The organism is Synechococcus sp. MIT S1220, from assembly GCF_047303025.1.
Lineage (GTDB): Bacteria > Cyanobacteriota > Cyanobacteriia > PCC-6307 > Cyanobiaceae > Parasynechococcus.
Genome location: NZ_CP138939.1, coordinates 3,128,221 through 3,153,344 on the forward strand (window position 1 = coordinate 3,128,221; position 25,124 = coordinate 3,153,344).

Below are 25,124 nucleotides of genomic sequence, written 5' to 3' on the forward strand. Positions count from 1 at the left end.
AACCGTGAACATTGGTGGTTCAGTGGCCGAGATCGATCACACCCTTTTTGAAGCGCGGCGTGATCGATTGATGGCGGAGCTTGGTGCGGCCGCTGCTGTGATCCCAGCGGCAGCGTTAACGACCCACCATGCCGACTGCGAGTGGCCCTTTCGTCAAGACAGCGATTTCTTTTACCTGACCGGTTTTGATGAACCAGATGCGGTGGCCCTACTCCTCCCACACCGACCCGAGGGCGAAAGGTTTGTGCTGTTTGTGCAGCCGAAAGACCCTGCTGCTGAGGTGTGGACGGGGTTCCGTTGGGGGACTGAAGGAGCAGTCGAGCACTACGGCGCTGAGATCGCCCATCCCTTAGACCAGCTCTCGGAAAAGCTCCCCCAATATCTGGCGGGAGCTGAGGCGATCGCGTTCCGAATCGGTCGTCATCCTGCAGTGGAGCCACTGGTTCTCTCCGCCTGGGGAAGGCAACTCGATCAGTTCGCACGGACCGGCACTGCGGCACTTGGGCTGGTGGCGCCGACGCCGATCCTGCATCGGTTGCGTTTGCGAAAGGAACCTCATGAATTGGACCGCTTGCGGGAAGCCTGTCGCATCTCGGCGGAAGCCCATGAGCTGGCCCGCTCGATCACGCAACCCGGCATGAGGGAATCGGAGGTGCAGGCCGCCATTGAGGCTCATTTCCGAGCTCGTGGTGCCCGGGGGCCGGCCTATGGATCGATCGTCGCAGGGGGGGATAACGCTTGTGTCCTCCACTACACCGCGAACACCGCACCGTTGCAGGACGGGGATCTTTTATTGATCGATGCAGGCTGCTCCCTGGAGGATTACTACAACGGAGACATCACCAGAACCTTTCCGGTGAACGGTCGGTTTACAGCTGAGCAGCGCGACCTCTACAGCCTGGTTCTGGAAGCACAGGAGTCTGCGGTGGATATGGTTCAGCCTGGCGGAACCGCAGAGGAGGTTCACGCCACAGCTCTAAGGGTTCTGGTGGAAGGGCTTGTGGAGCTTGGCCTGCTGGTGGGGGAGGTCGATGGACTGATCGAGAGGGGCGACTATCGCCATCTCTACATGCATCGCACCGGCCACTGGCTGGGATTGGATGTCCATGACGTGGGCGCCTACCGCCTCGGAGAACAACCCGCCACCCTGGAACCGGGCATGGTGCTCACTGTTGAGCCCGGCCTGTATATCAGCGAACGGTTGAAGGTTCCTGAAGGGCAGCCGGAGATCGACGATCGCTGGAAGGGGATCGGGATCCGGATCGAGGACGATGTAGCGGTGACCGCCGAGGGCCATGACGTGCTGACAGCCTCGGCTTTAAAGGCGGTGGATGCGATGGAACGCTGCTGATCAGAACACCTGAAGCAGGAGCCAGAAGCCAAACACAACCAAGCGCATCAGCCCTTCGATGCCTGTGAGTCTCGGCATCGGTCGCAGCAGGAACAGGGTCAGAACCAGCAGGACGGAACTGAATGGATCCAGGCCAAGAATCACGCGTGTATGCGTGATTTCGCCGATCGCCAGCACAGCGGGCACCGTCAGGCTCACGGTCGCCAGAACCGATCCATAAAGGGTGTTGATCGAACGCTGCATTTCACCGCTGATCGAGGCTTGAATGGAATTCAGGGCTTCTGGCGCCAGGATCAGCAGAGCCACGAGTGCGCCTGCAAGGGAGCTGGGCAGTCCCAGATCTGTGATGCCGGTTTCGATCAGATGGCCCATCGATTCGGAGATCAGAACCACAACCAGCAATCCCGCCATCAGCATCAGGGCAGAGGCCTGGAGCGAAGGTGCCGTTTCGGTGGTCTCCTCGCTTTGAACAATCTCCTGGAGGGGCCCATCCCCTGAAGCCGCTTCCTGAGGACGGATCAGATCGGGCATCACCTCGGAAAACAGGGTGCTGTAACTACTCATCTGCGCTGTGAGGAAGATGGCGTAGACACCAACAGCCACGATCGAGAGGACCACATTCACAGGGGTGCTGAAGTTGGCCTCGCTCGTTGTGGGGCTGAAGTTCGGAATAATCAGGGCCAGCACACTCATGGTGCTGATCATCAGGAAATACGTGTTCGAACCGACCAGGTTGGTGGTGGCGAGTTCATCGGCGTCGATCAATCCGTCGTCTTCCAAGGCCATACGGCCTTGGCGGATCGCCACGATGATGTTGCAGATGCCTGTCACGCCCGTCAGCGCGATCATCAGCACCGAGAACATCGAATCGCGGGCCAGTGTCGGGTTCGCCTCCCCTTTCAGCATGGTGCTGGCGACGAGAGCCAGCTCGATGGTGATCACAGACCCTGTGAGCACAAGGGTGCCGATCGGTTGGCCGATCACCTCAGAGACTTCGTCGGCGTAATCGGCAACGTTCTTGGACAGCACCACAACAACAGTGCTGAGGATCGCCAGACCAGTGATGACAATGGCTGTGCTCTGGATCTCAAGCCAGCTGATGATCGATGTGAACTCCAGCAGGGCCAAAGAGGCCAACCCGAGCAGAAGCGGTGCGAAGCGGAGCAACGACGTCATGGTCTTGGTTTGACCCGGTGATTGTGCTCTGCACAGCAGGCGTTGTCAGTTACAGAGTGGACGGATGACTGCGCAGCATCGCCAGAACAGACATGGTGCTGCTGAGAATTTGGTCAGCTCCGGCCTCTCGAAGGCGCGCCTCATAGGCCGGTCGTACCTCAGGATTGTTGAGAACGTGGGGAGGAGGCACCGCCAGACTTCTCCAGGGGACGTCGGCTCGCTCCGTTCGTGCGTTCAAGACTGTCTGAACGTCAGCAACGGTATCGCCGATGTAAAAGACAGTTTCAGGATGATCCCCCGCAGATAATTGATCGGTGAGACAAATCAATCCTGTGGGATCTGGTTTGTCCGGAGCATCGCCCATTGCGATTAGGGGTGGATCCTTGAGCCCCAGGCGTTGGTTCAGGACGAAGCGTGCTGATGGAGGCTCCGCACCACTGACGAAACCCCAGCGGCAGCCACGTTCCGTCAGTTGCGTGAAGAACGCTGCATCCACCAGCAACGGTTCGTCGCGGATGAATCCATCCCATTGAGCTGAATTGCCATCGGGGTCCCCACCGAAGTAAAACCCGCTAAAAATCCTAATCAGGGCATCACGTTCGGGTGCAGCACTGCCATGACGGCGGATTAACTCGATGCTGGCATCCCAATCGTTGTTCCAGAGTCCTTCGGATTTGAGGGCATCGATGATCTGGGCATCCGGCCTCCAGCCGCAGTAATGGGCAACGGTGTCCTGCAGAGCACGGCGGTAACTGCCGGCCACATCCCGGATCACACCATCAATATCAAACAGCAGAACAGTGAAATTCAGCGGTCGAGATGGAGGGAGCGGCTGGTAGGTTAGTTGTTTGAATTGTTGCTTTGAGCGCTGACACCATGACGGTCTCCGAAGGCGCTGCCACCACCGAACAAGAGGTCGCAACAGCGGCCGTAGAGGCCAACACGGCAGCTGAAGCTGAGAAAAAGCAGGGGGGAGAGAAGGAGCCTGCTGCATCCAGTGAAGGAGAGACTGAAGGCCGTCCGGTACTGCGCGGTGGAGCAGCCGCTCTGGCGTCGGCCACGATCGATGCCGATGGCGTTCCCTCTGGCTACACCCCCAAGGCTGATGAGGGTCGGTTCCTGCTGAAGATTCTCTGGCTACCCGACAACGTTGCTCTGGCGGTTGATCAGATTGTTGGTGGTGGACCAAGTCCGCTAACAGCTTATTTTTTCTGGCCCCGTGAAGATGCCTGGGAAACGCTGAAAACCGAACTGGAAGGCAAGAGCTGGATCACTGATAACGAGCGTGTCGAGGTCCTGAATAAGGCCACTGAAGTGATCAATTATTGGCAGGAGGAAGGTAAAGGCAAGAGCCTCGATGACGCCAAAGCCAAATTCCCTGACGTCACCTTCTGCGGAACCGCATGAGCACCTCCATCATTTCTATTGCTTACAACGGCCTGCTCAGCAGGTCGTTTTTTTATTTGTCTGCTTTTTTCTGACTGCTGTCAGGTTGGAGTGGCTCGGCTGCCATTTCTGACCTGTGCCATGGATGGATGATCCTGTGCTGGACCGCACCAGTTGGACGCCACTAGTCCGCAACGGTCACGCCTGGCGCACCCATCGTCTGGAGGTTCATGCTGCTGACGGCTGGGCGGCATTGCATCCGAATCTCCCCAATCATTGGCCCCTGCTGCTGATCAGCGCGAAGACTGGTCTGACCCTGCTGGTCTGGCAGATCGCTCGGGATAGCGCCTCGTCAGGGAGTGCGCTGATTCCAGTCCTCGGCTGGCTGACGATTCTGCTGATCGCCATACCGATCTTTGCCCTCACCCTGCGAACGGTGATCTTTGATTGTCGAACGGGTCGTTTCTGGGAGCAGCGGCCAGCCTGGAGCGGGGGGTCGGCATCGAGCATCAGTGGCCGGCTCAGGGGGATTCGCGCTTCAGGGTCTGTCCCATCTCCGTCATCGCTGGTTTTGCACCAGCGATGAGCTCAATCTGGTCAACCACCACGGTGGACGGCTCAATCTGATTGATCATGCTGATCTTGCAGCGCTACGCCGCTATGGTGAAAGATTGGCCCAGTTCCTCGACGTTCCGTTCTGGGATGGTGTCCACCAGGACAGTGATTCCATGACCAACCGGAAGATGGAGGTCCTGCGTCGTCAGATGTTCTGACATCAAAAAACTGGAGCTAAGGGCTCCAGTTTTAATGAATGCCTCAGCTGACTTGTCCCGTCAATCAGATGTTTTGCTGGCTTGCATGCGGGCACGTGCCTCATTCAATAGCTGTTGGGCTTTGACCTTTTCAGGGGAAGCGGGCTGCCCTTCCATATTGGCTACAGCTGAACTGGCTTTTTGAAACTCAGTTTCAGCAGCTCCACGATCAATTGCACTGCCAAGTTCCGCGTTGTTCACCAACACAGTGACTTCATTGGAATCGACTTCTGCGAAACCGCCCATCAAAGCAATGGAATTCCAACCTCCATCTGCACGAACGCGCAGAACACCGACATCGATGGCTGTCAGCAGAGAGATATGTCCTGGAAGGACTCCAAGCTGACCAGTAGTGCTAGGCAGAATTACTTCATCGGCGCTGCCATCGAAGACGTTCTTATCGGGTGCGAGTACGCGCAGGGTGAGGGACATGATCCTTGGCTCGTAAGTGAGAAATGAATGGCGAAGAACAACTGGTATGGGGAGTGCGCACACTCCCCTTCAACCTCACTTGGATTCAGCAGCGATCTTCTCAGCCTTTGCCTTGACTTCTTCAATGTTCCCAACCAGATAGAAGGCCTGTTCAGGCAAATCGTCGAGCTCGCCGGCAAGAATTTGAGTGAAGCCAGCGATCGTCTCTTCCCGCTTCACGTACTTACCAGACATCCCAGTGAAGATTTCAGCAACAAAGAAGGGCTGTGAAAGGAACTTTTCAACTTTGCGTGCACGATCAACAGTCTGACGATCGTCTTCAGAGAGTTCGTCCAAACCAAGAATTGCAATGATGTCCTGGAGTTCCTTGTACCGCTGCAAAGTGGACTGAACAGCCCGGGCAACCTTGTAATGCTCGTCTCCAACAACCGAAGGCTGAAGCATGGTGCTGGTGGAGTCGAGGGGATCGACTGCGGGGTAGATGCCTTTTGAAGCCAGGGCACGGTTCAGAACCGTGGTGGCATCCAGGTGAGCAAATGTGGTGGCGGGAGCGGGGTCAGTCAGGTCATCAGCGGGAACGTAGACAGCCTGAATGGACGTAATGGATCCCTCAAGTGTTGAAGCAACACGCTCCTGCAGGGCTCCAACGTCTGTCCCCAGGGTGGGCTGGTAACCCACTGCAGAAGGCATGCGACCGAGCAGTGCTGACACCTCGGAGCCGGCCTGAACGAAGCGGAAGATGTTGTCGACAAATAGGAGAACGTCCTGCTTGTTCACGTCGCGGAAGTGCTCTGCCATGGTCAGAGCTGAGAGGCCGACGCGCATCCGGGCGCCAGGAGGCTCGTTCATCTGGCCGTAGCAAAGAGCCACCTTGGATTTGGAGAGATCATCAGAGTTGATCACTCCGGATTCTTTAAATTCCTCGTAGAGGTCATTTCCTTCACGGGTGCGCTCACCAACGCCTCCAAACACGGAAACACCACCATGTTCTTTGGCGATGTTGTTGATCAGCTCCTGAATCAGCACGGTTTTGCCGACACCAGCTCCACCGAACAGACCAACCTTGCCCCCCTGGCGATAAGGAGCGAGAAGATCGATCACCTTGATCCCAGTTTCGAAAACCTTGGGCTTGGTTTCCAGTTCGATCAGCTTGGGAGCATCACGGTGAATCGGTGCCGTTGCGGTGGCATTCACCGGTCCCTGCTCGTCGACGGGCTCACCAAGCACATTGAAGATTCGGCCGAGGGTGGCCTCCCCAACGGGCACGGAGATGGCAGATCCTGTGTCAACGGCCTCCATGCCGCGAACCAGACCATCGGTGCTGCTCATCGAGACAGCACGGACACGATGATCACCCAGAAGTTGCTGAACTTCAGCAGTCAGAGCAACGATTTGACCACTGGGATTCTTGGCCTCAATACGGAGAGCGTTATAGATCTTTGGCAGTTTCCCGGCGGGGAATTCCACGTCCAGAACCGGGCCAATCACCTGGCGAACAACGCCCTTGGTGCCGGCGGATGCAGGAGCAGAAGCGACCATAAGAAGGAAGGAAGCGGGTTGAGGCGCAGCGCGCTCGGGCCCTTTGAGAGCGGCGCAACCTTACCACTCTCAAGGTAGAGAACAGGAGGTTCGGTCACCCGCACAGATTTGCAGTGGCGCAAGGGATCCACTGCTTCATACGTTGGCACTCATCGGCGCAGAGTGCCAGCTCGTGTCGATAGGTGGCGCTTCTGCGCCTTGTCCCTGCTCCCGCAAGATCTCATGGCAGCTGTTTCTCTCAGCGTCTCAACCGTTAAGCCTCTCGGTGACCGCGTGTTCGTCAAAGTCTCCGAATCCGAGGAGAAGACCGCCGGCGGCATTCTTCTGCCAGACACGGCTAAGGAAAAGCCCCAGGTGGGCGAAGTTGTTCAGGTCGGCCCAGGCAAGTGCAATGACGACGGCAGCCGCCAGGCCCCCGAAGTTGGCGTAGGCGACAAAGTGCTCTACAGCAAGTACGCAGGCACCGATATCAAGCTTGGTGGTGATGAATACGTTCTTCTCACCGAGAAAGACATCCTGGCCATCGTCAACTGAGCTTGCTCAGCGATTTCTGAAAACCTCTACTACTTAAAGGACTGCCTTTCATGGCTAAGCGCATCATTTACAACGAGAATGCACGCCGCGCTCTCGAAAAGGGCATCGATATCCTTGCCGAGTCGGTTGCCGTCACCCTTGGACCCAAGGGCCGCAACGTGGTGTTGGAGAAAAAATTTGGTGCTCCCCAGATCATTAATGACGGTGTCACGATCGCCAAAGAGATCGAATTAGAGGATCACATCGAGAACACCGGTGTGGCCCTGATCCGTCAAGCGGCCTCCAAAACGAATGATGCCGCCGGTGATGGCACCACCACCGCCACCGTCCTCGCTCATGCAATGGTCAAAGCTGGCCTGCGCAACGTCGCAGCAGGAGCCAATGCCATCACCTTGAAGAAGGGTATTGACAAGGCTTCTGACTTCCTCGTTGGCAAGATCAAGGAACAGGCCAAACCGATTGCTGACAGCAACGCCATCGCTCAGGTCGGCACCATTTCCGCCGGCAACGACGACGAAGTGGGCAAGATGATCGCCGATGCCATGGATAAGGTCGGCAAGGAGGGCGTGATTTCCCTCGAAGAGGGCAAGTCTATGGAGACCGAGCTTGAGGTCACCGAGGGCATGCGCTTCGACAAGGGCTACATCTCTCCGTACTTCGCCACCGACACCGAGCGGATGGAAGCCGTCCTCGACGAGCCGTACATCCTCCTCACCGACAAGAAAATCGGCATGGTTCAGGACCTGATTCCAGTTTTGGAGCAGGTTCAGCGCACTGGCAAGCCTCTTCTGATCATTGCTGAGGACATCGAGAAAGAAGCACTCGCCACCTTGGTTGTGAACCGTCTGCGTGGTGTTCTCAATGTGGCGGCTGTGAAGGCTCCAGGTTTCGGTGACCGCCGCAAAGCCATGCTGGAAGACATGGCAGCTCTGACCAATGGTCAGATGATTACTGAGGATGCCGGTCTAAAGCTTGAGAATGCCAAGCTCGAAATGCTCGGAACCGCACGCCGCGTCACCATCAACAAGGACACGTCCACCATCGTGGCCGAGGGCAACGAAGCTGAAGTGCAGAAGCGTTGCGAGCAGATCAAGAAGCAGATGGACGAGACCGACTCGACCTACGACAAGGAGAAACTGCAGGAGCGCCTGGCCAAGCTTGCCGGTGGTGTTGCTGTGGTGAAGGTCGGCGCTGCCACGGAAACCGAGATGAAGGACAAAAAGCTTCGTCTTGAAGATGCCATCAATGCCACCAAGGCAGCTGTCGAAGAAGGCATCGTCCCCGGTGGTGGCACGACCTTGGCCCACCTGGCACCCTCTCTTGAGGAATGGGCCAACAGCAGCCTCACCGGAGAGGAACTGATCGGCGCCAACATCGTTGCCGCCGCTCTGACGGCACCCCTGATGCGCATCGCTGAAAATGCAGGCGCCAATGGAGCTGTAGTTGCTGAGAACGTGAAATCCCGTCCAATCAGCGAGGGGTACAACGCAGCCACAGGTGACTATGTCGACATGCTCGGCGCAGGGATCGTGGATCCGGCCAAGGTGACGCGTTCCGGCCTGCAGAATGCCGCATCAATCGCCGGCATGGTTCTGACCACTGAGTGCATTGTTGCTGATCTGCCTGAGAAAAAAGAAGCTGCTCCTGCCGGAGGCGGCATGGGTGGCGGAGACTTCGATTATTGATCTTATTTTGCGATTCTTCGGAATCTCAAATCGGCTCAATTCAACGTCTGGCGGCGCCCCTTCGGGGGCGCTTTTTTTTCGCTTTTAAATCGACTTCGTTCAAAATGTCAGAATCAGCTGGCTGACTCCACATTGATTGGACAGAACAATGAATCACTAGGCCCGCATCCAGCGATCGGGAATTGTTGATGGAAATCGACGATTTGCCCATTGATATGTTGAGTCATAAAATGACCTCATGTTGTTAATGAGTTCATCCATTCCTTTGACTGACACTTGGGGCTTTGGAGAGGCATGAACAACCTGATTGAAATCTGGTGACAGACGCGGAGCTTCAAGGAAGTCTGTAAGCCTGTTGATTTCCGCCTGATTAAAAAGTGTCTCGTAAAAGCCATAATAAATATCATTCCGGGGAAACACCTTTTCAATAATAGAACAGGTTTTCTGATATCTTGTTCGAGAGGAACAGTGGCTGCTTTTGTGAAATTTTTTCAGCTGCTCAAATTCAACGTCTGGCAATATCTTCGGCGCACCTTTTCTTTCATGATTGAGACGATTGATCATTCTGAGATGGGACCAGGCACGCTCGACAGGGTCTCTCATGAGAAACACAACCTTGACGTTGAAGCCCTTGACTTCCAGCCCTTTTTTGATGAGCCGAAAGATTTTTTTTGGAAGCACTGCATAATCAGGGGTAATATCACTAACGTGTGTAATATTTAGATCGCGACAATAGATATAGTCAAAGTGATCAAAATAAAGTTGCGGCCTAAGCCGCATTGCTTCACGCTTCTTGATCAAGCTCATATCGGATTTCAACGATCTACTTCCCTTGGTTCGATTGAGAATCAGTTGTTGAGTTTTGCCTGGCGACAAACAAGAGAGCCTGTTGAAAACATGATATTCCTTAACTTGATCGTTGCTAAAAAAATCTTCCTTGGAAAATTGAGCTTCCAGCCAGGTTGTTCCTGCCTTCTGCGCACCAATGCCAAGGATGAATGTCTTTCCTCTCTTCATGGGGCGCCGAGTTCCGTGGGTAATTTAAGCACACAAGTATTGGAAACACTTTTTGCGCATGATCATTTGACTGAAAACTGAACTGATATCAACAAGACCAAATGGTCCCATGAAAATTGTCTGTTTTGGGAGCATTGTTGAAATATGACAGCCTCATATTTCAACTCAACCAACCTGCAGAGAGAATCACCGCAAGACTTAGAAAAATGGCCAAGCAAGTCCATGTAAATCTGTTGAGAGTGGATTCAGCACTACTGGCGCTACTGAACATTGAGCTTCCACTTGCAGCGAGCCCACCCATGCCGTCTCCCTTGGGACTGTGCAGTAAAACAAGAAGGATGAGGAGCAGTCCAGTGCCAATCCAGGTCCAGGAAAGAATCGTTGTCAACATCGTGATCAGACGGAAATTGGAAGACGGGCAGAGATCATGGACGGATCAACACTGGAGATCGGTTCAATCAGGCTGATGCCTGTCATCGCTGCAGGCTTTTGCAAGTTGAGAATATCCAGAAGTGTTGGGGCAATGTCCGCGAGTCCACCGTTGGCACGGAGATTGATAGCATTACCATGTCCGGGGAGTTTTCTTCGTTCCCCTTCCACCAAGATCACTGGAACTGGATTGGTGGTGTGAGCAGTCCAGGCCTGGCCATCAGGTCCCTGCATTAGCTCAGCGTTGCCGTGATCTGCTGTGATGAGCAATGTCCCACCCTGTCGTCCCACTGCATCCAGTAATCGACCGATACAGGAATCCACTTTGTTGATCGCTTCAGTGGCAGCGTCCATGACGCCGGTGTGACCAACCATGTCAGGGTTTGCATAGTTGATAACAATTAAAGAATAAATGCCTTTCTGAATCGCCTGAATACAGCTGTCAGTGAGCTGATCAGCCGACATTGCAGGAGATAGGTCGTAAGTTGCAACTCTTGGAGATGGCACGAGATGACGGTCTTCACCGGGGAGTGGTTTTTCGATCCCACCGTTGAGGAAGTAGGTCACATGCGGGTATTTTTCTGTTTCAGCGGTGCGGTACTGGAGCAGTCCTGCATCGGCGACAACCTGGCCCAGCAGGTTGTTCAGTGGTTCGGGGGGGAAAGCCACTGTGACCGGTAAATCTTGCTCAACCTGGGTGAAGGTCACCATGTTCACTTTGGGCGTCAGTTTTCTCTGGAAATCACTGAATGAGTCGAGACAAAGAGCCTGAACGATCTGCCGAGCACGATCCGGGCGGAAGTTAAACATCAGAACAGCATCGCCATCCTGCATCGAGCTGGCAGTGAGGCGAATCGGCTCGAGGAATTCATCAGTGACGCCTTTGCTGTAGCTGGCCTTGAGAGCATCCTCCGGGGCAATGCTCTCGATCGGCCAATCCGGATCGGTATAAAGGTTGTAAGCCTTCTCAATTCGATCCCAACGCTTGTCCCGATCCATTGCCCAGTAACGACCGCAAAGGCTGGCGATTTCCCCCAGTCCAGTGCTGGAAATCTTGTCCTGAACCTTTTGGATGAAACGGGAGGCACTCTGCGTTGGCGTATCGCGTCCATCGGTGATGGCATGGATGGCCACCTTGGCCAGTCCAGCCTGATTCGCCCAGTCGAGCAGGCCGCAGAGATGATCCACATGGCTGTGGACACCGCCGTCCGAGCAGAGTCCCAGCAGATGGAGGGTCCCACCTTGGCTGCGCAGGTCAGTGGCCAGTTGAACCAGGGCTGGTGTCTCCTTGAGTTGATTGCTCCTGACCGCATCACCAATGCGAACCAGTTCCTGACGGATAATCCGACCTGCTCCGATCGTGAGGTGTCCAACCTCGGAATTGCCCATCTGTTGATCAGGCAAACCCACATCGGCGCCACTGGCCTGAATCAGCGTGTGGGGGTACGCATGCCAAAGGGCATCCATTACTGGGGTTTCAGCGTGACGAATCGCGTTGTGGGACTTTTCGCTGCGGTGTCCCCACCCATCAAGAATGGTGAGCACGACGGGTGGCGTCGATGCGGAACGCCCTGAACCGTTGGTAGAGCTGCTTGCCTCGTTCACTCGCAACCGTCGGTTCTTAAGGACTTTTGCAAAATCAACTTAACGCTCCATCTGCCATCCAACTTCTCTTTTCGGAGATCACCACAACTCCAAGGACCCATGAGCGCCACTCCTGACGACGAATTGATCGAGATCCTCTCGGATCAAGAATTGGGAAGGACCCTGGTCCGCCTCGCCACCCAGGTGCTGGAGAACGTGGCCGACAGTCGCGCTTTGATGCTGCTCGGCATTCCCACTCGAGGCGTCCAGCTTTCCAAGGTGCTGGCCCGGGAACTGGAACAGCTCAGCGGGCATTCCATTGCACAAGGGGCGATCGATCCGACCTTTCATCGCGACGATCTGGAACGCATCGGCACCCGTCTTCCGCAACTGACAACCCTGCCCACCAGTGTGGAGGGCAGGCAGGTGGTTCTTGTCGACGATGTGATTTTCACCGGCCGCACCGTGCGTGCGGCCCTGGAGGCATTGCAAAGCTGGGGTAGAGCTGAACGGGTGATGCTCCTGGCCATGGTCGACAGGGGCCATCGGGAACTTCCGATCCAACCTGACTTCTGTGGACGTGTGGTGCCGACCCGTCGCAGCGAAACAATTGAACTACGGCTTAGAGATGTGGACGGGGACGAGGGGGTCTACCTGCGAAGGTTCAACCTCCAGGATTGAGCTCGTCGGCCCGAAAGTGGGCCTTATAGCGACCGAAGGCAACCACGACTGGGAGAGTTGGGCTGATCGGACGTCCCTTCCAGTCATCAAGCACGCTCACGACTTCACCACTGATGCCCTTTAGGTCGTGGGCTTCACCGCGGTGCTCCGGGTGGTTGAAGACCACAACTGACATCGCGACGGTCACTTTGTCTCCCGCCTGCATGAAATCCAGCACGTTTGGAGGTCATTTTGTCACGAACCACTGTCGCCATCGCGACGACAGAAGCTTTCGGGGCCGTCCTCAACAACCTGACCACCAAGCCGTCGGCAGGCGGATTGGAAGGCATCCCAGGGATCAATGCCAGCCTGGAGTTCCACTTGCACCTCACGTTCAAGCGCTTCGCCGCTGATCAAATCGTTGCGTCCGGAGCCGTGTTGCTGGTGCTCCTCCTCGCTGCCGCGTTTCTCAAGTGCGGTTTCAATCGTGCGGCGCTGGGGCTCCGATCGTTTCTGCCACCAGGGGTGATCGAGACGATTGAGGGAATCCAGTGCTTCCCACCAGCGCATGTCATCAACAAGTTTGATCAATCTCTCGTAATTCAACAGGTTTCGGTTCCAGGTTTGCCGCAAGGTGTCGCTGAGGGTGCTGCCAGCTGAATCCAGGCTGGTTTCCAGTGGTTTGAGCACTGCGATGGCTGCATCGAGTTGCCCCTCGCGAAACAGGGCAAGAGATCGATCGCGCAAATCGTTTTCCCAACGGATTAAGCGTGCCCGATCCCCTGCCTGTTGCGCCTCTGTGGCTGAGATGGGTTGCACAAGCTGGCGTTGGAGTGTCAAGGCGGCATCGGCGTCGCCGCTGGCCCAGAGACGCTCTGCCTGGCGACGTCGGCAGAGCGCCTGTTCCTCTGGTGCTCCTTGACCAAGCCAGCGCAGGGCCGCCAGCTGCTCCCCAAACCTGAGACACGCTTCAAAATCGCCGTCGCGGGACGCTTCCTGCAATTTGCGAGGTAACTGTTGCTCCCACCACCAGGCCGTGCCGCCGATCGCCGCAACGATGCTGATCGTTACGGCAATCCACAAGCGGAGTAGAGGATGGCGTCGAGGCGCCAAAGGATGTGTCTGTCGCTCCGATAGTTCTATGGATCCTGTTCAGAAAGACCATCGCTGTGTGGACGGCCATCTCAGCGGACGGCTGGCTGAACGGGGGCTGAGCTTCATCGCACGGTCCCGAGACGTCGAGAAGGCAATGTCAGACCGGTTCGCAGATCAGTGATCTCGACAATCAGCTGGGCATCCGAATCAATCCGAAGCTCCAGTTTCAGGCAGTCTTCACCGATATCCCCCGGTGGATCCAGAGGCAGAACGAGCTCGGGGTCCTCCCAGGTCTGATGGGTTGTTTCGCCCGCGTCACGCCGGCGCAGAGTGGGCATCCCATCGATGAAGACCACATCGTGTCGGCCATCGGCGGAGGGTTCCCCGAGCACCAATTCCAACTCAGTCTGTTCTGGGCGGCTCGCTGCTATGCGCAGCTCCAGAGGAGCGCTGCTGGGCCATGGCTGGCCGGCAACAAAAAGGGGATGCCAGCGATGGCGATGGCTTCGCTGATCCCAGACACGAAGCGAGACGCCGTTGTTGAGTACATCGCGAACTGAGACACCAGGCGTGAGCTGCAACGCCCCCAAAGCGACGGCTTCAACCGGTGGTGGTGTGAGCAGTGGTGCCGGTTGGGTGTGCAGTGCCAACCATCGCCTCAGCCAGGGCATCTGCGCTCCGCCACCGACGGCCACGACCCCCTGGAGGCCGTCCAGATCGCAACCGTGCTGTCGACCACCGGTCATGGTGGTTTCGAGGAGTTGAGCCAGAGCTTCATCGAGGCCCTGATCCTGAAGCAATTCGTCGAGGCTTCTGCGGGACAGCTGCATCATCCGTTCCACCTCTTCAGGGGAATTGGTGAAGGATTCGCTCAAAACCTGGTTTTCGGGCAACTCCCTGTCGCTGAGGCGACATTTCAGGCGCTCGGCGGCATTCAGTGCAGCCTGGGAAGGCTTCAAGTCCGGATAGCAGCGCCCAACGATCCAGCGATCGATGTCTCTCCCTCCAAGACGAAGACCGGCTTTGCCAAGGACCCGCGCAGTGCGGAGCTTCTGACAGCTGGCATCACCGAGTGAGCGGCCCTGGAGGCGAAGCAGTTGGGCGATCGGAGCCGCCTTCCCTTCGCCTCCCTCCAGGGCGACAAGGGCGAGATCAAGCGTGCTGCCACCCAGGTCCACAACCAGCAGACGGGCACCGGCCGGCAAGCCGGCGCCCAGAGCCGCTGCGGTGGGCTCGTCGACAAGAGCGATCTCCTCCACCGGCAGCCGTTCACAGGCTTGAAGCAGCCACTGGCGATAACTTCGATATCGCTCAACGGGCGCTGTCAGCACCAGACGCCTAAGACGGCCCTGTTCGGGCAGATGGGACCAGATTTGCTGTAAGAGCTGTTCTCCGGCGTTCTCCGCATCGCGGTTGCCTGTTTCACTGCCGATGGCGCGTTTGAAATCGGTGGCGAGTCTTGGGTCCTGAAGATCGGCAAGGCCCGATTCGATTACCTGTTGCCCAACCAGCGGGGCATCGCCTGCCCGGGTCCAGACCAGGCTGGGTACCTCACCGCTGCGGCGGCTGATCGGGGGGAGATCGAGCAGTTGAGCCCTGTCTGCATCCTCCGCCTGGAAAGCCACCACGGTTGTGGTGCTGCCGAGATCGATCGCAAGGGTGCCCGAACGGGCGGAATGTTGAAGCTTTTCTTCTCCCACGCGGTCGCACTCCCGGCTTATGGGCACGTTGAAGTCAGATTGAGATTATGGGGACTCGCTCGGATGGATCGCTTGCAGCAGCTGATCTTCTCGTTTTACCGGGAGGATCCCCGCTTGGAGGAGAAGCTGGAGCCCCTCCGGGACTGTCGCATGCGTCGCAGTTGGGGCAGCATTCGGATCGAATGTGTGGATATGGCGCACCTTGAGGAAGTGAGTGGTCTGTTGAGTTACCTACGGCTGCCCTTAGCCGCTTTGGGGCTTGGTCGCCAGATCGTGCTCAGAGTGCCTGGAGCGCGTCAACGGACCTATCCCATGCACGTGCCATTCAGAAGTGACCAATTGGCTTGATAACAGATGTTTAAAGTGATGGATTCCTGGAAGACCCCGATGAATTCGGCCGGAGTTGAAGCTAAAGATCTGGCCAAGCGTGGGGAAAGCCTGATTCGCCAGTCGAGCAACCGCTATCTCACGACGGTTCGCATTGCTTTTCGTGCGAAGCAGCGTCGCTTCGATGACTTTGATGGCCTCTTGGAGGAGTCGAGCGTGAAGCCGGTGCAGCGAGCGATTGTTGAGTTGAGTGATGAACAGGATCAGCCTGATTTGCTGCCTGGATGAATCCGACCGGGCAAGGAACGTACAGGATTAGACGGCTTACGGCCCGCTGGATGTGATCCAGCAGGAGGGGCCTGGTTGGCGTCTGGCCCGGGATCCAGCTCGTGGCCAATTTTGCGTTCTGATCGGCGGAGCCTCCTGGGCAGTAGAACTCACCGATGGGGAATGGCGAAGCCTGGTGGCGCTGCTTGCCGAGTTGCAGGAGCAGCATCAGCGTCTTGTGTCTCAGCTGATGGCGGAGGAAGCTATCAGCATCGAGCTCGAACGCGGCGTCTGGTGGGGCGAACTGGAGGGAAACCGCGACAGCTGGAGTCTCTCGGTTGTGTTGACCGCTGAACAAGGCCGTGGAGCGGAGGGGCATTGGCCGAATCCTGCGGCAGCGGCAATGGTCGCGACCATGAGAACGATGCTGGACTCGAACAATGATTAAGGAGGCTTATGAAAAAGCTTTCATCGATCATTCCGCAGGTTCGCAAGAGCTTTGCACAGGTTTTCCACAGGTGAGGAGCAAGAACGTCGCTTGGCGGCTTTTGTCTGGGGAAAAGGCGATGGGAGTTGGATTCCCCTTGACGGTTTCCCCTCCGAGTCGATCTTTTTGTCATTTGCCGACTTTCATTGCGCTGCAGGCTTGCTGTCGCTTGGGTCTCAGGCGGAGAAGCTTGCAAATGTGTGTTCTGACGCACCCTTGACTCGGTCCCCGTCATGTGGAGAAGTGGTGTTGTCCATGAGCGTGGAGCCACGAGCAGATTTGGATCAGACCGAACCCAACGGCGAGTGCGTCGTCAGCTTTCAAGCGGAATTACCCCTGCCTCTTCAGGAGGCGATGGTGAAATTCATTGAGCTTCACCCCAACTGGGATCAATACCGACTTGTGCAGGCTGCTCTGGCCGGCTTTCTGGTGCAGAACGGCATCGAGTCCCGTGAAATCACCCGTGTTTATGTAGGGAACATGTTTCGACGGGAATCATTGCTCCATGGGGTTTGAGTGCGGCAGCAGCTCATCAGAACCAAGGCGCTGAATGGCAGTGAGAGCAACAGCCCCAAGGTGGCTCCAATCAGGCCCAGCAGGTTCAGGCCGATCAACATCCCGATCAGAGCCATCGCCTTCAGAATGTTGTGGCGGACCAGCTGTCGGCTGTGATCCATCGCCTGCAATGCCCGATAGCGGTGATGAACAAGCAGGGGCAAAGCCAGAATCTGACTGAACAGCCAGCTGATTAAAAACAAGCCACCGATCACCACGACCACGCCCGCCAACGTGGTGCTGATCCGGCTGAAGATCCAGCTGAGGCTTTGAATCACGGCCAGCCCACCCGTCGCCACCACCGTTTCCAGGAGAATCAGGGAGCCGCTTTGACGCCATAACCAACGCCAGCGAACCGGAGGCTTGGGTGGGTCACCTCCCGGCAAAAGATCATCCGCCAGTTGGAGCAGCCAAATCAGGGGGATCAAAGGAACGATCAGGCTCAGAACAACAGCGAGGTCACCGATTTTCGCCAGCCAATCGGTCTCGACCAGCCTGAGATCCTGCCCCACCACGGCCAATCCGGTGGCGCTGAGCAAGACGAGGGTTGAGCGCCCCACGCACTGCCATGGAGCCTTTCCGAAGGCAATCCAGGCACGGGGCAGAAGAGTCAGCAGTGGCAACTGCTCATGGGTGCCGACCGATCGATCCAAGTGTTCAGAGAAGTGGCCCAAGCCGCTCGAGCAGGTCGTTTGCCGTTGCTTGGGGCACAGGCAAGATCGATAGGCGATTGCCGCGTTTGATCACCGGCAATTGTTCTTCAGTGAAGAGCTCACGCAGGCGCTCGAGACTGAGCATCTCTTTGAACCGACCGAGATACTTCAGCTTGGCGCAATCCCATCGCGGTTTCTCAGGACTGGATTTTGGGTCGTAATACTTCGCACCCGGATCAAACTGGGTTGGATCAACCAATTGGGTCTCGATTATTTCCATGAGGCCAACGATGCCGGGGGGCTTGCAATTGGAGTGATAAAAAAAAGCTTGATCGCCAGGTTGCATGGTCCGCATGAAATTACGCGCCTGGTAATTGCGGATCCCATCCCAGAGAGTTGTGCTTTCATGCTTGAGGTGATCAATGCCATACACATCAGGTTCACTCTTCATCAACCAGAAAGAAGGAGAAGACATTGGGTGTTGTCCCTGAATGGCTCTTGAAATGATTCTAGATCGATACATCAGTGCATCTTCTGGCGCTCGATCTGAATGCTTGCGACCGATCTGGAACTCAACGCTGGCCCTGAACCTTGACGATGCATCGAGGCGCGCATCAATAGGATGCTCAATAGTCGATCCTGAATTTTGAATTCAACAAACATATATGACTTCAAACGCCTTGGTTTTAATTAAACTAAAACGACTAACTCGAATGAAACCAAAACAACTTATCTTCAACAATTCAGAGTTTAAAAATGGTTTTTCATTGATCGAATTAGTGGTGACTACAGTTATTGTGGGAATACTTAGCGCTGTGGCTATTCCAAGGCTTGCATCCCATGTCGAGAAAGCGAGGCTCACGGAAGCACAGAGCATTCGTGCAGCAATCTGGAAACAGGTCGATGTCTTGATTCTAGAAGGCCAAGATGCCTTTCAGGTCGAAAAATTCTTGAAGGAGGAAACCAAGAGGGCCACTTTAGCCAGCCGCGACTTCAATTATTCGGCTTTTGGCTTGAGACATATCTCTGGCACAATGCTCAGAGTGTATATTCAAGTAAGATCGAGGACTACACCTGTAAAAATTGAAGCAGAATGCATGAATACCAACCTATCTAATCCCAATAGGTTGTGGACAAGAAAAACTCTTGAATATCAGCTGGAGGCAACTGCACCAGTGCTTGTGTGTTAATTAATTTTCTACCCTCTGCCGCGGCTAAAAACACAAACATATTTTGGATTGAATATCACTGTAAATCAGGCCAGCAAAACAATCAATCAAAAGATGCAATAATCAATATAGACATTGATTTTCCTTGCCCCTTCGTTAGTCAAAGCCACGTCAGCCCCATCAGCCAACAAGAATTAAAGGCACATCTGGCAAAACTATACAAGAAATTTACGACTCAAAAAATTTATTTTTGATCACCACCACTAAAGCAGTTCTGCTATTCGAACAATATTTTCCGTACCATATTACTAAAAGAGGTCTTCCGTAATAGTGAAAGACAGCTCGTTATCCATACTAATCTCTGACCCAATGCCCACCATCCTACCTGGGCCAACCCAACCGGGCTCATTATCGCTGAAATCAGGGGCAGACACTATCCGATAAATGTCAACTTCAAAACGACCTTTTCTCTGCTTAAGAGCAACTATCTTCGAACAATGACGGCTCAACAAGATATCTTCATCGCGATCCAACTGATTGTTTCCATTGTCAAGGTACAGACTTGTTTGCCTGGATTTTGATTGATGCTCAACAAAGTGGATGATTGGACCCTGGGTCTTTGGTTGTATCAGTTTCCAGAGAACACTCTTTTTGGTTTTGTTAATCCGACGATAACGTCCTGTGTGGTGAGCGATGTGCGGATTGATCGCCATCGGACTTCAAACTGCCTTGATTCGACCCTAAACACAACACTCAAACGATGCTGCTGACGGCTTAGGCAGGTGTACGGACACCACTTGAGCAGCTGATGATCAAGCGGCCATTTCACGGTGCTGTTCGACCAATTGCTTGAAATGGTCACCCCGGGCTTCAAAGTCGGGATACTGGTCAAAACTGGCGCACGCTGGTGAAAGCAGCATGCATGCGGCACCAAGTCGCTTTGCAGCCTCCAGCGCCAATGGGACGGCCTTGGACAGATCATCGCAACAGTGCAGCTCACCTTGGAATCGACTCGCGCTGATCAAGGTCTTCAGCTCCTGAGCGCCTGCGCCGAACAGCACAACGCTGCAGGCCTTGTTGTGAAGTTGTTGGAGCCAGCCCCTGGAGTCGCCCTGCTTGGTCTGGCCGCCAGCCAGCACCACTGTTGTTGACGGCATGGCACGAAGCGCAACTTCGGCGGCGTCGTAATTGGTGGCTTTGCTGTCATTGAAAACGGTCACATCGCCCACGGCACTGAGTGCTTCCAGTCGGTGAGGCACACCTGGAAAACTTTTCAGGCCCGTTTCGATCTGCTGGCTGCTCAAGCCGATTGCCCGAGCGGCAGCGGTGACCATCAACAGGTTTTGACGGTTGTGATCTCCCGGCATGGATAACGCAGACGCGGAAAACATCGGCCCGGAAGCGTCCTGGACCATGCCATTGGCATCGATCCAGAGGTCTGCTGGTTGCCCATCAGGATTAGGTCCTTCGGCACTGACCCAGAGACCTCCCTTCCAACTGCGGCGTTGCTGGCGCAGATCCGGGTCGTCGGCATTGAAGATGGCCAGTTCCGATCGCTCGAGCAAACCGCGCTTGATCGCTCGGTAGGCCTCCAGGGAACCGTGCCGTTCCAGATGATCCGGGGTGAGTGTTGTCCACAGACCGATCCGCGGCGAGATATCGGCTGCCGCTTCGATCTGATAGCTGCTCAGTTCCATCACCAACCAATCGGGCGACATTGATGGCGCACTGCTGATCAACAGTGCCATTTCCGCAGCAGACACTCCCATATTCCCTCCCATGGGGGCATTGAGACCGGCCGATTGAAGAACGTGATTTAGCAGATGGGTGACGGTGGTTTTACCGTTGGTGCCAGTGATTCCGACCCATGGAATCTCGCGCAAGGCATGCCAGGCCACTGCCATCTCACCGATGACAGGCACCCCTTCGCCTCGGAGAGCGACAAGGGTGGAGTGATCCCAGGGGATCCCTGGACTGATCACCACGCATCGGATCGATCCAGTCCATGGTCTGAAGCTGGCAAGCTCCAGCGGAACCCCCAACTGCACATCGATGCCGTCAGCCTTTAGGGCTGCAGCGATTCCAGCGAATTCTGGAGAGTCGCCGCGCTCAATCAGGCTGACCTGATGACCTTGAGACGCCAAGAGTTTGGCTGCACCAATGCCGGAGCGCCCCAGCCCCACGACAATCGTGCGTTCCATCAAAGGTCAGTCCCTGACTGAAAAGTGGGCGATACTGGATTTGAACCAGTGACTCCTACAATGTCAATGTAGTGCTCTACCCCTGAGCTAATCGCCCTTACTGATCAACATTGGATCGTCGTGATCTTTGTTTGATCGAGCATAAACAGTAGCAGTCGATGGTCTTGTTCAGGTGCGGCGCATCTCCACACGCCAGCGCTCCCGTTTTGTGCGCGACATCGACAGTACCTCCAACTGACCACGATCCTGCAATTGCAGTCGGTCGCCCACGTGGAGCTCACGACTTGCTTGCCGCACCGCCTGCCAATTCAGTCGTAAACGCCCTGCCTTGATCTGACTGACCACTTTGGCTCTTGACAGGCCAAATCCCGCTGAAGCGATCGCATCAACTCGGCAGGAGGCTTCCACGCTGCTCAGTATGCGCGGTGCCCGTTGTGGGGGAAGTTGAAGGGCGTCGATCGCAACCGACTCACAGAGAATCTCTACCTCCCGGACTCTGCCGCTCTGACCATTCAGGCGATCGGCGCATTCAGGACTGCAAAGGGCTTGCCCGCCCCGATCACCCCGCACCCAGATATCACCCAGTTCGTTGGGCATGGCACCCATATCAACCAAGGCAGCACGGAGGTCATTGGGACTGAGCGGATCGAAGAGAAAATTGCCTTCGATCCGCAGTCCCTGAATTGGCAGCGGTTCGAGGCTGCCGTCATCGACCCTGCAACAGAGCAGGCGGCACCGCTCAGCCCCCGGATGTCCGCCCTGACGCTGCCAGCGGAGTTCGCTCAGGGAACCCAGCCGCTCCAAGGCCTCCTCTTGCAGAGGCGCTTCGAGAAAGGTGCTCCAAGCCGGTTGCCAGGTTCGAAGAACTTCAGTAGCAAGATCGATCAGCCCCTGCAATCCATCCGGATCACTGCTGCCCTCCAGCAGCGTGTCGCGCGGAAGATTCACAGTTCGCTCAGGCGCACCACCTGGACAGGGCGGCTGCGTTGCACGGTCTGCCAGGGCACCTCAATTCCAACGGGAGTTTCCAGAAGCAGCAACCAGCGGCCTTCCTCGCGGCGATTGCGCAGGATCCGCACACCATCTTCATTGTCCGACGCGACACTCGCAGCTGCCGCATAGCTCCCCATCAGGCCTGATCCCATTCCGAGCAGACCACCAATCAGAGGCTCACCCCAAGGCCCGAAGCTCGCGAAGGTGGTCAGTGTGGTGATCTTGGTGAAAGTCACCCCTGCGAAGAATCCAAAGGGCATCAACCACCGGGCCATTGTTTTCTGACGTCGATTGCGGATGAGATTGGGGTTCAACAGTTCAATCCGCTCAATCGCGTCACCTGTCGGTGCGATGACTTGGCACTGGAGCAGAGGTAAATCGGCAGTTTGAAGCTGCTCTGCCAGTTGATCAGCAGCCGTCTCCTGGGAGAGCACCACCACACAGATTGCCATCCGCTCACATCAGATCGTTTGAATTCTGAACCCCTCCTTGGAAGTGAGGGGGGTAGTGAAGTCTGCTCATTACAGTTCTGCGCGGCAGTTCAGCGCCCTTTCATGACGAAAGTTCTGGTATCCGATCCGATTGATAAAGCCGGGATCGACATCCTGAGCCATGTGGCGCAGGTTGATCAGCGCACCGGACTCTCGGAGCAGGAACTGATCGGAATCATCGGGGATTACGACGGCCTGATGATTCGTTCAGGGACCCAGGTCACCGCCGCTGTCATTGCGGCTGCTTCACGCCTCAAGATCATCGGCCGTGCCGGAGTGGGGGTGGACAATGTGGATGTGCCCGCCGCAACGCAGCGCGGTGTTCTGGTGGTGAACTCGCCTGAGGGCAACACGATCGCGGCAGCTGAGCATGCTTTGGCGATGATGCTCTCCCTCTCGAGGCATGTGCCTCAGGCCCATGCGGGCATGCGGGCCGGTCGATGGGATCGCAAGAAATTTGTCGGCAACGAGCTTTACAAGAAAACCCTGGGTGTTGTTGGTCTGGGAAAGATCGGTTCCCATGTGGCGCGGGTCGCCAAAGCCATGGGGATGGATGTGATCGCCTACGACCCATTCATCGCAGCGGACCGTGCCCAGAAAATGCAGGTTCGACTCACACAGCTGGATGAGCTCTTCCGTAAGGCTGATTACGTCACGCTGCACATCCCTCGCACAAAGGACACCGAGAATCTTGTGAATGCGGAGCTGCTGCGCACAATGAAACCGGGCGCGCGCATCGTGAACTGCGCTCGTGGAGGTGTGGTGGATGAAGCTGCCATCGCCGAGGCGGTTGAAAACGGCGTGATCGCTGGTGCAGGCCTGGATGTGTTTGCCAGTGAGCCTCTGGCGGAAGACTCACCGCTGCGCACGGTGGAGCGGGGATTGGTGCTCACTCCCCACCTCGGAGCTTCAACGGAGGAGGCGCAGGAGAACGTGGCCATTGATGTAGCCGAACAGATCCGGGATGTGTTGCTGGGGCTGCCTGCCCGCAGTGCCGTGAACATTCCCGGTCTCAGTGCCGAGATCATGGAGCGACTCAAGCCCCATCTCCAGCTTGCGGAGACCCTTGGTCTACTTGTCAGTCAGCTGTCCGGAGGCCAAGTTCAGGAACTGGAATTGCGCCTGCAGGGTGAGTTCGCCAGCCACCCCTCCCAGCCCCTGGTGATCGCAGCATTGAAAGGTCTGCTGGGTGCGGTGCTGGGCGACAGCATCAACTACGTCAATGCTTCGCTCGAGGCTGAGGCCCGCGGTATTCAGGTCATTGAGGTTAAAGACGAATCCAGCCGTGACTTCGCGGGTGGTTCGCTCCAGCTGAAAACCAAAGGTGATCAGGGAACCCGCAGTGTGATCGGAGCCGTCTTCGCCGGTGGTGAACTGCGCATCACAAGCATCGACGAGTACCCGGTCAATGTCTCACCCAGCCGCCACATGCTCTTCACCAGACACCGTGACATGCCAGGGATCATTGGTCACCTCGGTTCATTGCTTGGTGAGCACAACGTCAACATCGCCTCGATGCAGGTGGGGCGTCGCATCGTCCGGGGCGATGCCGTCATGGTGCTCAGCATCGATGATCCTGTGCCAACAACCGTTCTTGAGACCATCAAGGCAGTGAACGGCATCCAGGAAGCGCACCCAGTCACCCTCTGATGTGGTGGCGACTCACGCTTCCTTGTCCGCCGGAACTGGAGGAGTCATGCCTCTGGAAACTGAATGATCTCGGCCTCCATCGCCACGCCCTCCAGCACGCGCCGGAATCACCTGAACGCAAGACACTGCTGCTCTGGCTTCCGCAATCGGAATGGTCGGAAGCGGATCGTGGCCAGTTGATTGCCAGCCTTCGGCCTCTGGCGGAGCCCTTTGGGTTGACTCTGCCGGACGGGTCTTGGGATGAAGTGGCTGATGAAGACTGGAGTTTGAGCTGGAAACAGCATTGGCAGCCGGACCCTGTCGGTACTGGCATTTTGATTTTGCCGGCCTGGCTCGAGCCACCCAACGACTACGCCGATCGTCTGGTGATCCGCATGGATCCAGGCAGTGCCTTCGGAACGGGCAGTCATCCCACAACCCGTCTCTGTCTTGAGGCGCTGGAGCAGGCACCTCCGGATGGTGCGCTCGTTGCAGATCTCGGATGTGGCAGCGGCGTTCTTGGGCTGGCGGCACTGGGGCTGGGAGCAGAGGCCGTTGTGGCGGCTGACACCGATTCCCTGGCGGTGCGGGCGACGGTCGACAACCGGGCGTTGAACAAGCGGTCTCAGCAGCAGCTCCAGGTGGGCTTGGGCTCAGTGGAGACGTTGCTCGCGCAGCTTGCCGGTCGCCGAGCCGATCTGCTGCTCTGCAACATCCTCGCCCCGGTGATCGAGGCCCTGGCTCCTGGCTTTGACGACGTGTTGAACGTCCAAGGCCGTGGCCTGCTGAGTGGTCTTCTTGTGGATCAGGCACCCCGATTAACCGAGGTCCTGTCAACACTTGGCTGGGAGGTTTCGGCACAGGCCTCCCAGGGCCGCTGGGGCCTGCTGGAGATCCGCCGCCGCTGAGGGGTACGCCATAAGCCCTGCTTATCAGTGTTCCTCCTCCTATT

At 56.3% G+C, this 25,124-nt stretch carries 29 protein-coding genes and 1 tRNA gene; 13 read left to right on the forward strand and 17 right to left on the reverse strand.

What is annotated here, in order from left to right; genetic code table 11:
• The first annotated feature begins 22 nt into the window (after window positions 1–22).
• On the forward strand, window positions 23–1,351 hold the full coding sequence (locus tag SIB64_RS15805; protein WP_413443075.1) for an aminopeptidase P N-terminal domain-containing protein: 1,329 nt from the start codon (window positions 23–25) through the stop codon (window positions 1,349–1,351).
• Here the strand turns inward: SIB64_RS15805 and SIB64_RS15810 are convergent, their stop codons facing one another.
• Window positions 1,352–2,527 carry a calcium:proton antiporter gene (locus tag SIB64_RS15810; protein ID WP_413441134.1) on the reverse strand — a complete coding sequence of 392 codons (1,176 nt, stop codon included), beginning with the start codon at window positions 2,525–2,527 and terminating at the stop codon, window positions 1,352–1,354.
• A gap of 49 nt (window positions 2,528–2,576) precedes the next feature.
• Entirely contained in the window at window positions 2,577–3,302 is a 726-nt protein-coding gene (locus SIB64_RS15815; RefSeq protein ID WP_413441135.1) for a TIGR01548 family HAD-type hydrolase, read from the reverse strand.
• A 101-nt stretch (window positions 3,303–3,403) separates the two neighbouring features.
• Here SIB64_RS15815 and SIB64_RS15820 point away from each other — a divergent pair, with 101 nt between their 5' ends.
• The gene (locus SIB64_RS15820; protein ID WP_413441136.1) at window positions 3,404–3,934 is read left to right on the forward strand and encodes a 30S ribosomal protein PSRP-3; all 531 of its coding nucleotides are present in this window, start codon (window positions 3,404–3,406) and stop codon (window positions 3,932–3,934) included.
• A gap of 124 nt (window positions 3,935–4,058) precedes the next feature.
• On the forward strand, window positions 4,059–4,499 hold the full coding sequence (locus SIB64_RS15825) for a hypothetical protein (RefSeq protein WP_413441137.1): 441 nt from the start codon (window positions 4,059–4,061) through the stop codon (window positions 4,497–4,499).
• Between the two features lie 247 nt (window positions 4,500–4,746).
• On the opposite strand, the gene atpC is transcribed toward SIB64_RS15825, so the two are convergent.
• Together atpC and atpD are read right to left on the reverse strand one after the other, a co-directional pair.
• On the reverse strand, window positions 4,747–5,157 hold the full coding sequence (gene atpC, locus SIB64_RS15830) for an ATP synthase F1 subunit epsilon (protein WP_413441138.1): 411 nt from the start codon (window positions 5,155–5,157) through the stop codon (window positions 4,747–4,749).
• Window positions 5,158–5,232: 75 nt separating this feature from the next.
• Window positions 5,233–6,696, reverse strand: coding sequence for a F0F1 ATP synthase subunit beta (gene atpD / locus SIB64_RS15835; RefSeq protein WP_413441139.1), 1,464 nt, complete (start codon window positions 6,694–6,696; stop codon window positions 5,233–5,235).
• 222 nt (window positions 6,697–6,918) lie between these two features.
• Between atpD and groES the strand changes: the two genes are divergently transcribed.
• The gene (gene groES / locus SIB64_RS15840; protein WP_413441140.1) at window positions 6,919–7,230 is read left to right on the forward strand and encodes a co-chaperone GroES; all 312 of its coding nucleotides are present in this window, start codon (window positions 6,919–6,921) and stop codon (window positions 7,228–7,230) included.
• A 50-nt stretch (window positions 7,231–7,280) separates the two neighbouring features.
• Window positions 7,281–8,915, forward strand: coding sequence for a chaperonin GroEL (groL, locus tag SIB64_RS15845; RefSeq protein ID WP_413441141.1), 1,635 nt, complete (start codon window positions 7,281–7,283; stop codon window positions 8,913–8,915).
• Window positions 8,916–9,071: 156 nt separating this feature from the next.
• On the opposite strand, the gene SIB64_RS15850 is transcribed toward groL, so the two are convergent.
• The 3 genes from SIB64_RS15850 to gpmI form a co-directional block, all read right to left on the reverse strand.
• A complete protein-coding gene (locus SIB64_RS15850; protein WP_413441142.1) occupies window positions 9,072–9,932 on the reverse strand; it encodes a sulfotransferase domain-containing protein in 861 nt (286 codons plus the stop codon).
• 160 nt (window positions 9,933–10,092) lie between these two features.
• Window positions 10,093–10,323, reverse strand: coding sequence for a preprotein translocase subunit SecG (gene secG / locus SIB64_RS15855; RefSeq protein WP_413441143.1), 231 nt, complete (start codon window positions 10,321–10,323; stop codon window positions 10,093–10,095).
• A 5-nt stretch (window positions 10,324–10,328) separates the two neighbouring features.
• Window positions 10,329–11,966, reverse strand: coding sequence for a 2,3-bisphosphoglycerate-independent phosphoglycerate mutase (gpmI, locus tag SIB64_RS15860; RefSeq protein WP_413441144.1), 1,638 nt, complete (start codon window positions 11,964–11,966; stop codon window positions 10,329–10,331).
• Window positions 11,967–12,065: 99 nt separating this feature from the next.
• Here gpmI and pyrR point away from each other — a divergent pair, with 99 nt between their 5' ends.
• A complete protein-coding gene (pyrR, locus tag SIB64_RS15865) occupies window positions 12,066–12,626 on the forward strand; it encodes a bifunctional pyr operon transcriptional regulator/uracil phosphoribosyltransferase PyrR (protein ID WP_413441145.1) in 561 nt (186 codons plus the stop codon).
• On the opposite strand, the gene SIB64_RS15870 is transcribed toward pyrR, so the two are convergent.
• The 3 genes from SIB64_RS15870 to SIB64_RS15880 form a co-directional block, all read right to left on the reverse strand.
• Complete coding sequence (locus SIB64_RS15870; protein WP_413443076.1) at window positions 12,610–12,831, reverse strand: ferredoxin-thioredoxin reductase variable chain; 222 nt, start codon at window positions 12,829–12,831, stop codon at window positions 12,610–12,612. The two genes, pyrR and SIB64_RS15870, sit on opposite strands and share 17 nt — an antisense overlap.
• A 29-nt stretch (window positions 12,832–12,860) precedes the next feature.
• Window positions 12,861–13,718, reverse strand: coding sequence for a hypothetical protein (locus tag SIB64_RS15875; RefSeq protein WP_413441146.1), 858 nt, complete (start codon window positions 13,716–13,718; stop codon window positions 12,861–12,863).
• Window positions 13,719–13,822: 104 nt separating this feature from the next.
• A complete protein-coding gene (locus SIB64_RS15880; protein WP_413441147.1) occupies window positions 13,823–15,400 on the reverse strand; it encodes an Hsp70 family protein in 1,578 nt (525 codons plus the stop codon).
• Window positions 15,401–15,463: 63 nt separating this feature from the next.
• On the opposite strand from SIB64_RS15880, the gene SIB64_RS15885 reads away from it, so the two are divergent.
• The 4 genes from SIB64_RS15885 (at window position 15,464) to SIB64_RS15900 (ending at window position 16,997) form a co-directional block, all read left to right on the forward strand.
• Window positions 15,464–15,748 carry a hypothetical protein gene (locus SIB64_RS15885; protein ID WP_413441148.1) on the forward strand — a complete coding sequence of 95 codons (285 nt, stop codon included), beginning with the start codon at window positions 15,464–15,466 and terminating at the stop codon, window positions 15,746–15,748.
• Between the two features lie 39 nt (window positions 15,749–15,787).
• On the forward strand, window positions 15,788–16,015 hold the full coding sequence (locus tag SIB64_RS15890) for a DNA-directed RNA polymerase subunit omega (protein ID WP_413441149.1): 228 nt from the start codon (window positions 15,788–15,790) through the stop codon (window positions 16,013–16,015).
• Window positions 16,016–16,067: 52 nt separating this feature from the next.
• Window positions 16,068–16,442, forward strand: coding sequence for a DUF1818 family protein (locus tag SIB64_RS15895; RefSeq protein ID WP_413441150.1), 375 nt, complete (start codon window positions 16,068–16,070; stop codon window positions 16,440–16,442).
• A gap of 294 nt (window positions 16,443–16,736) precedes the next feature.
• Complete coding sequence (locus SIB64_RS15900) at window positions 16,737–16,997, forward strand: DUF2811 domain-containing protein (protein WP_413443077.1); 261 nt, start codon at window positions 16,737–16,739, stop codon at window positions 16,995–16,997.
• Here the strand turns inward: SIB64_RS15900 and SIB64_RS15905 are convergent.
• Together SIB64_RS15905 and SIB64_RS15910 are read right to left on the reverse strand one after the other, a co-directional pair.
• A complete protein-coding gene (locus tag SIB64_RS15905; protein ID WP_413441151.1) occupies window positions 16,949–17,689 on the reverse strand; it encodes a hypothetical protein in 741 nt (246 codons plus the stop codon). The two genes, SIB64_RS15900 and SIB64_RS15905, sit on opposite strands and share 49 nt — an antisense overlap.
• A gap of 4 nt (window positions 17,690–17,693) precedes the next feature.
• On the reverse strand, window positions 17,694–18,164 hold the full coding sequence (locus SIB64_RS15910; protein ID WP_413441152.1) for an EVE domain-containing protein: 471 nt from the start codon (window positions 18,162–18,164) through the stop codon (window positions 17,694–17,696).
• A 190-nt stretch (window positions 18,165–18,354) separates the two neighbouring features.
• Here SIB64_RS15910 and SIB64_RS15915 point away from each other — a divergent pair, with 190 nt between their 5' ends.
• A complete protein-coding gene (locus tag SIB64_RS15915; RefSeq protein ID WP_413441153.1) occupies window positions 18,355–18,879 on the forward strand; it encodes a type IV pilin protein in 525 nt (174 codons plus the stop codon).
• Window positions 18,880–19,166: 287 nt separating this feature from the next.
• Here the strand turns inward: SIB64_RS15915 and SIB64_RS15920 are convergent, their stop codons facing one another.
• From SIB64_RS15920 to SIB64_RS15940, 5 genes are all read right to left on the reverse strand, one after another.
• On the reverse strand, window positions 19,167–19,571 hold the full coding sequence (locus SIB64_RS15920; protein ID WP_413441154.1) for a hypothetical protein: 405 nt from the start codon (window positions 19,569–19,571) through the stop codon (window positions 19,167–19,169).
• Window positions 19,572–19,670: 99 nt separating this feature from the next.
• Window positions 19,671–21,059 carry a UDP-N-acetylmuramoyl-L-alanine--D-glutamate ligase gene (gene murD, locus SIB64_RS15925; protein ID WP_413441155.1) on the reverse strand — a complete coding sequence of 463 codons (1,389 nt, stop codon included), beginning with the start codon at window positions 21,057–21,059 and terminating at the stop codon, window positions 19,671–19,673.
• A gap of 25 nt (window positions 21,060–21,084) precedes the next feature.
• Window positions 21,085–21,156 (reverse strand) — tRNA-Val (locus SIB64_RS15930).
• Between the two features lie 71 nt (window positions 21,157–21,227).
• Window positions 21,228–22,007 (reverse strand): photosystem II S4 domain protein, encoded by a 780-nt coding sequence (locus SIB64_RS15935; protein ID WP_413441156.1) that lies wholly within the window; start codon window positions 22,005–22,007, stop codon window positions 21,228–21,230.
• The gene (locus SIB64_RS15940) at window positions 22,004–22,504 is read right to left on the reverse strand and encodes a hypothetical protein (RefSeq protein ID WP_413441157.1); all 501 of its coding nucleotides are present in this window, start codon (window positions 22,502–22,504) and stop codon (window positions 22,004–22,006) included. Before SIB64_RS15940 ends, SIB64_RS15935 begins: the two co-directional genes overlap by 4 nt.
• Window positions 22,505–22,606: 102 nt before the next feature.
• On the opposite strand from SIB64_RS15940, the gene serA reads away from it, so the two are divergent.
• Both serA and prmA read left to right on the forward strand, forming a co-directional pair.
• Window positions 22,607–24,193 carry a phosphoglycerate dehydrogenase gene (gene serA, locus SIB64_RS15945; protein WP_413441158.1) on the forward strand — a complete coding sequence of 529 codons (1,587 nt, stop codon included), beginning with the start codon at window positions 22,607–22,609 and terminating at the stop codon, window positions 24,191–24,193.
• A complete protein-coding gene (gene prmA, locus SIB64_RS15950; RefSeq protein ID WP_413441159.1) occupies window positions 24,193–25,080 on the forward strand; it encodes a 50S ribosomal protein L11 methyltransferase in 888 nt (295 codons plus the stop codon). The genes serA and prmA overlap by 1 nt, the downstream gene beginning before the upstream one ends.
• Window positions 25,081–25,124 lie beyond the last annotated feature (44 nt).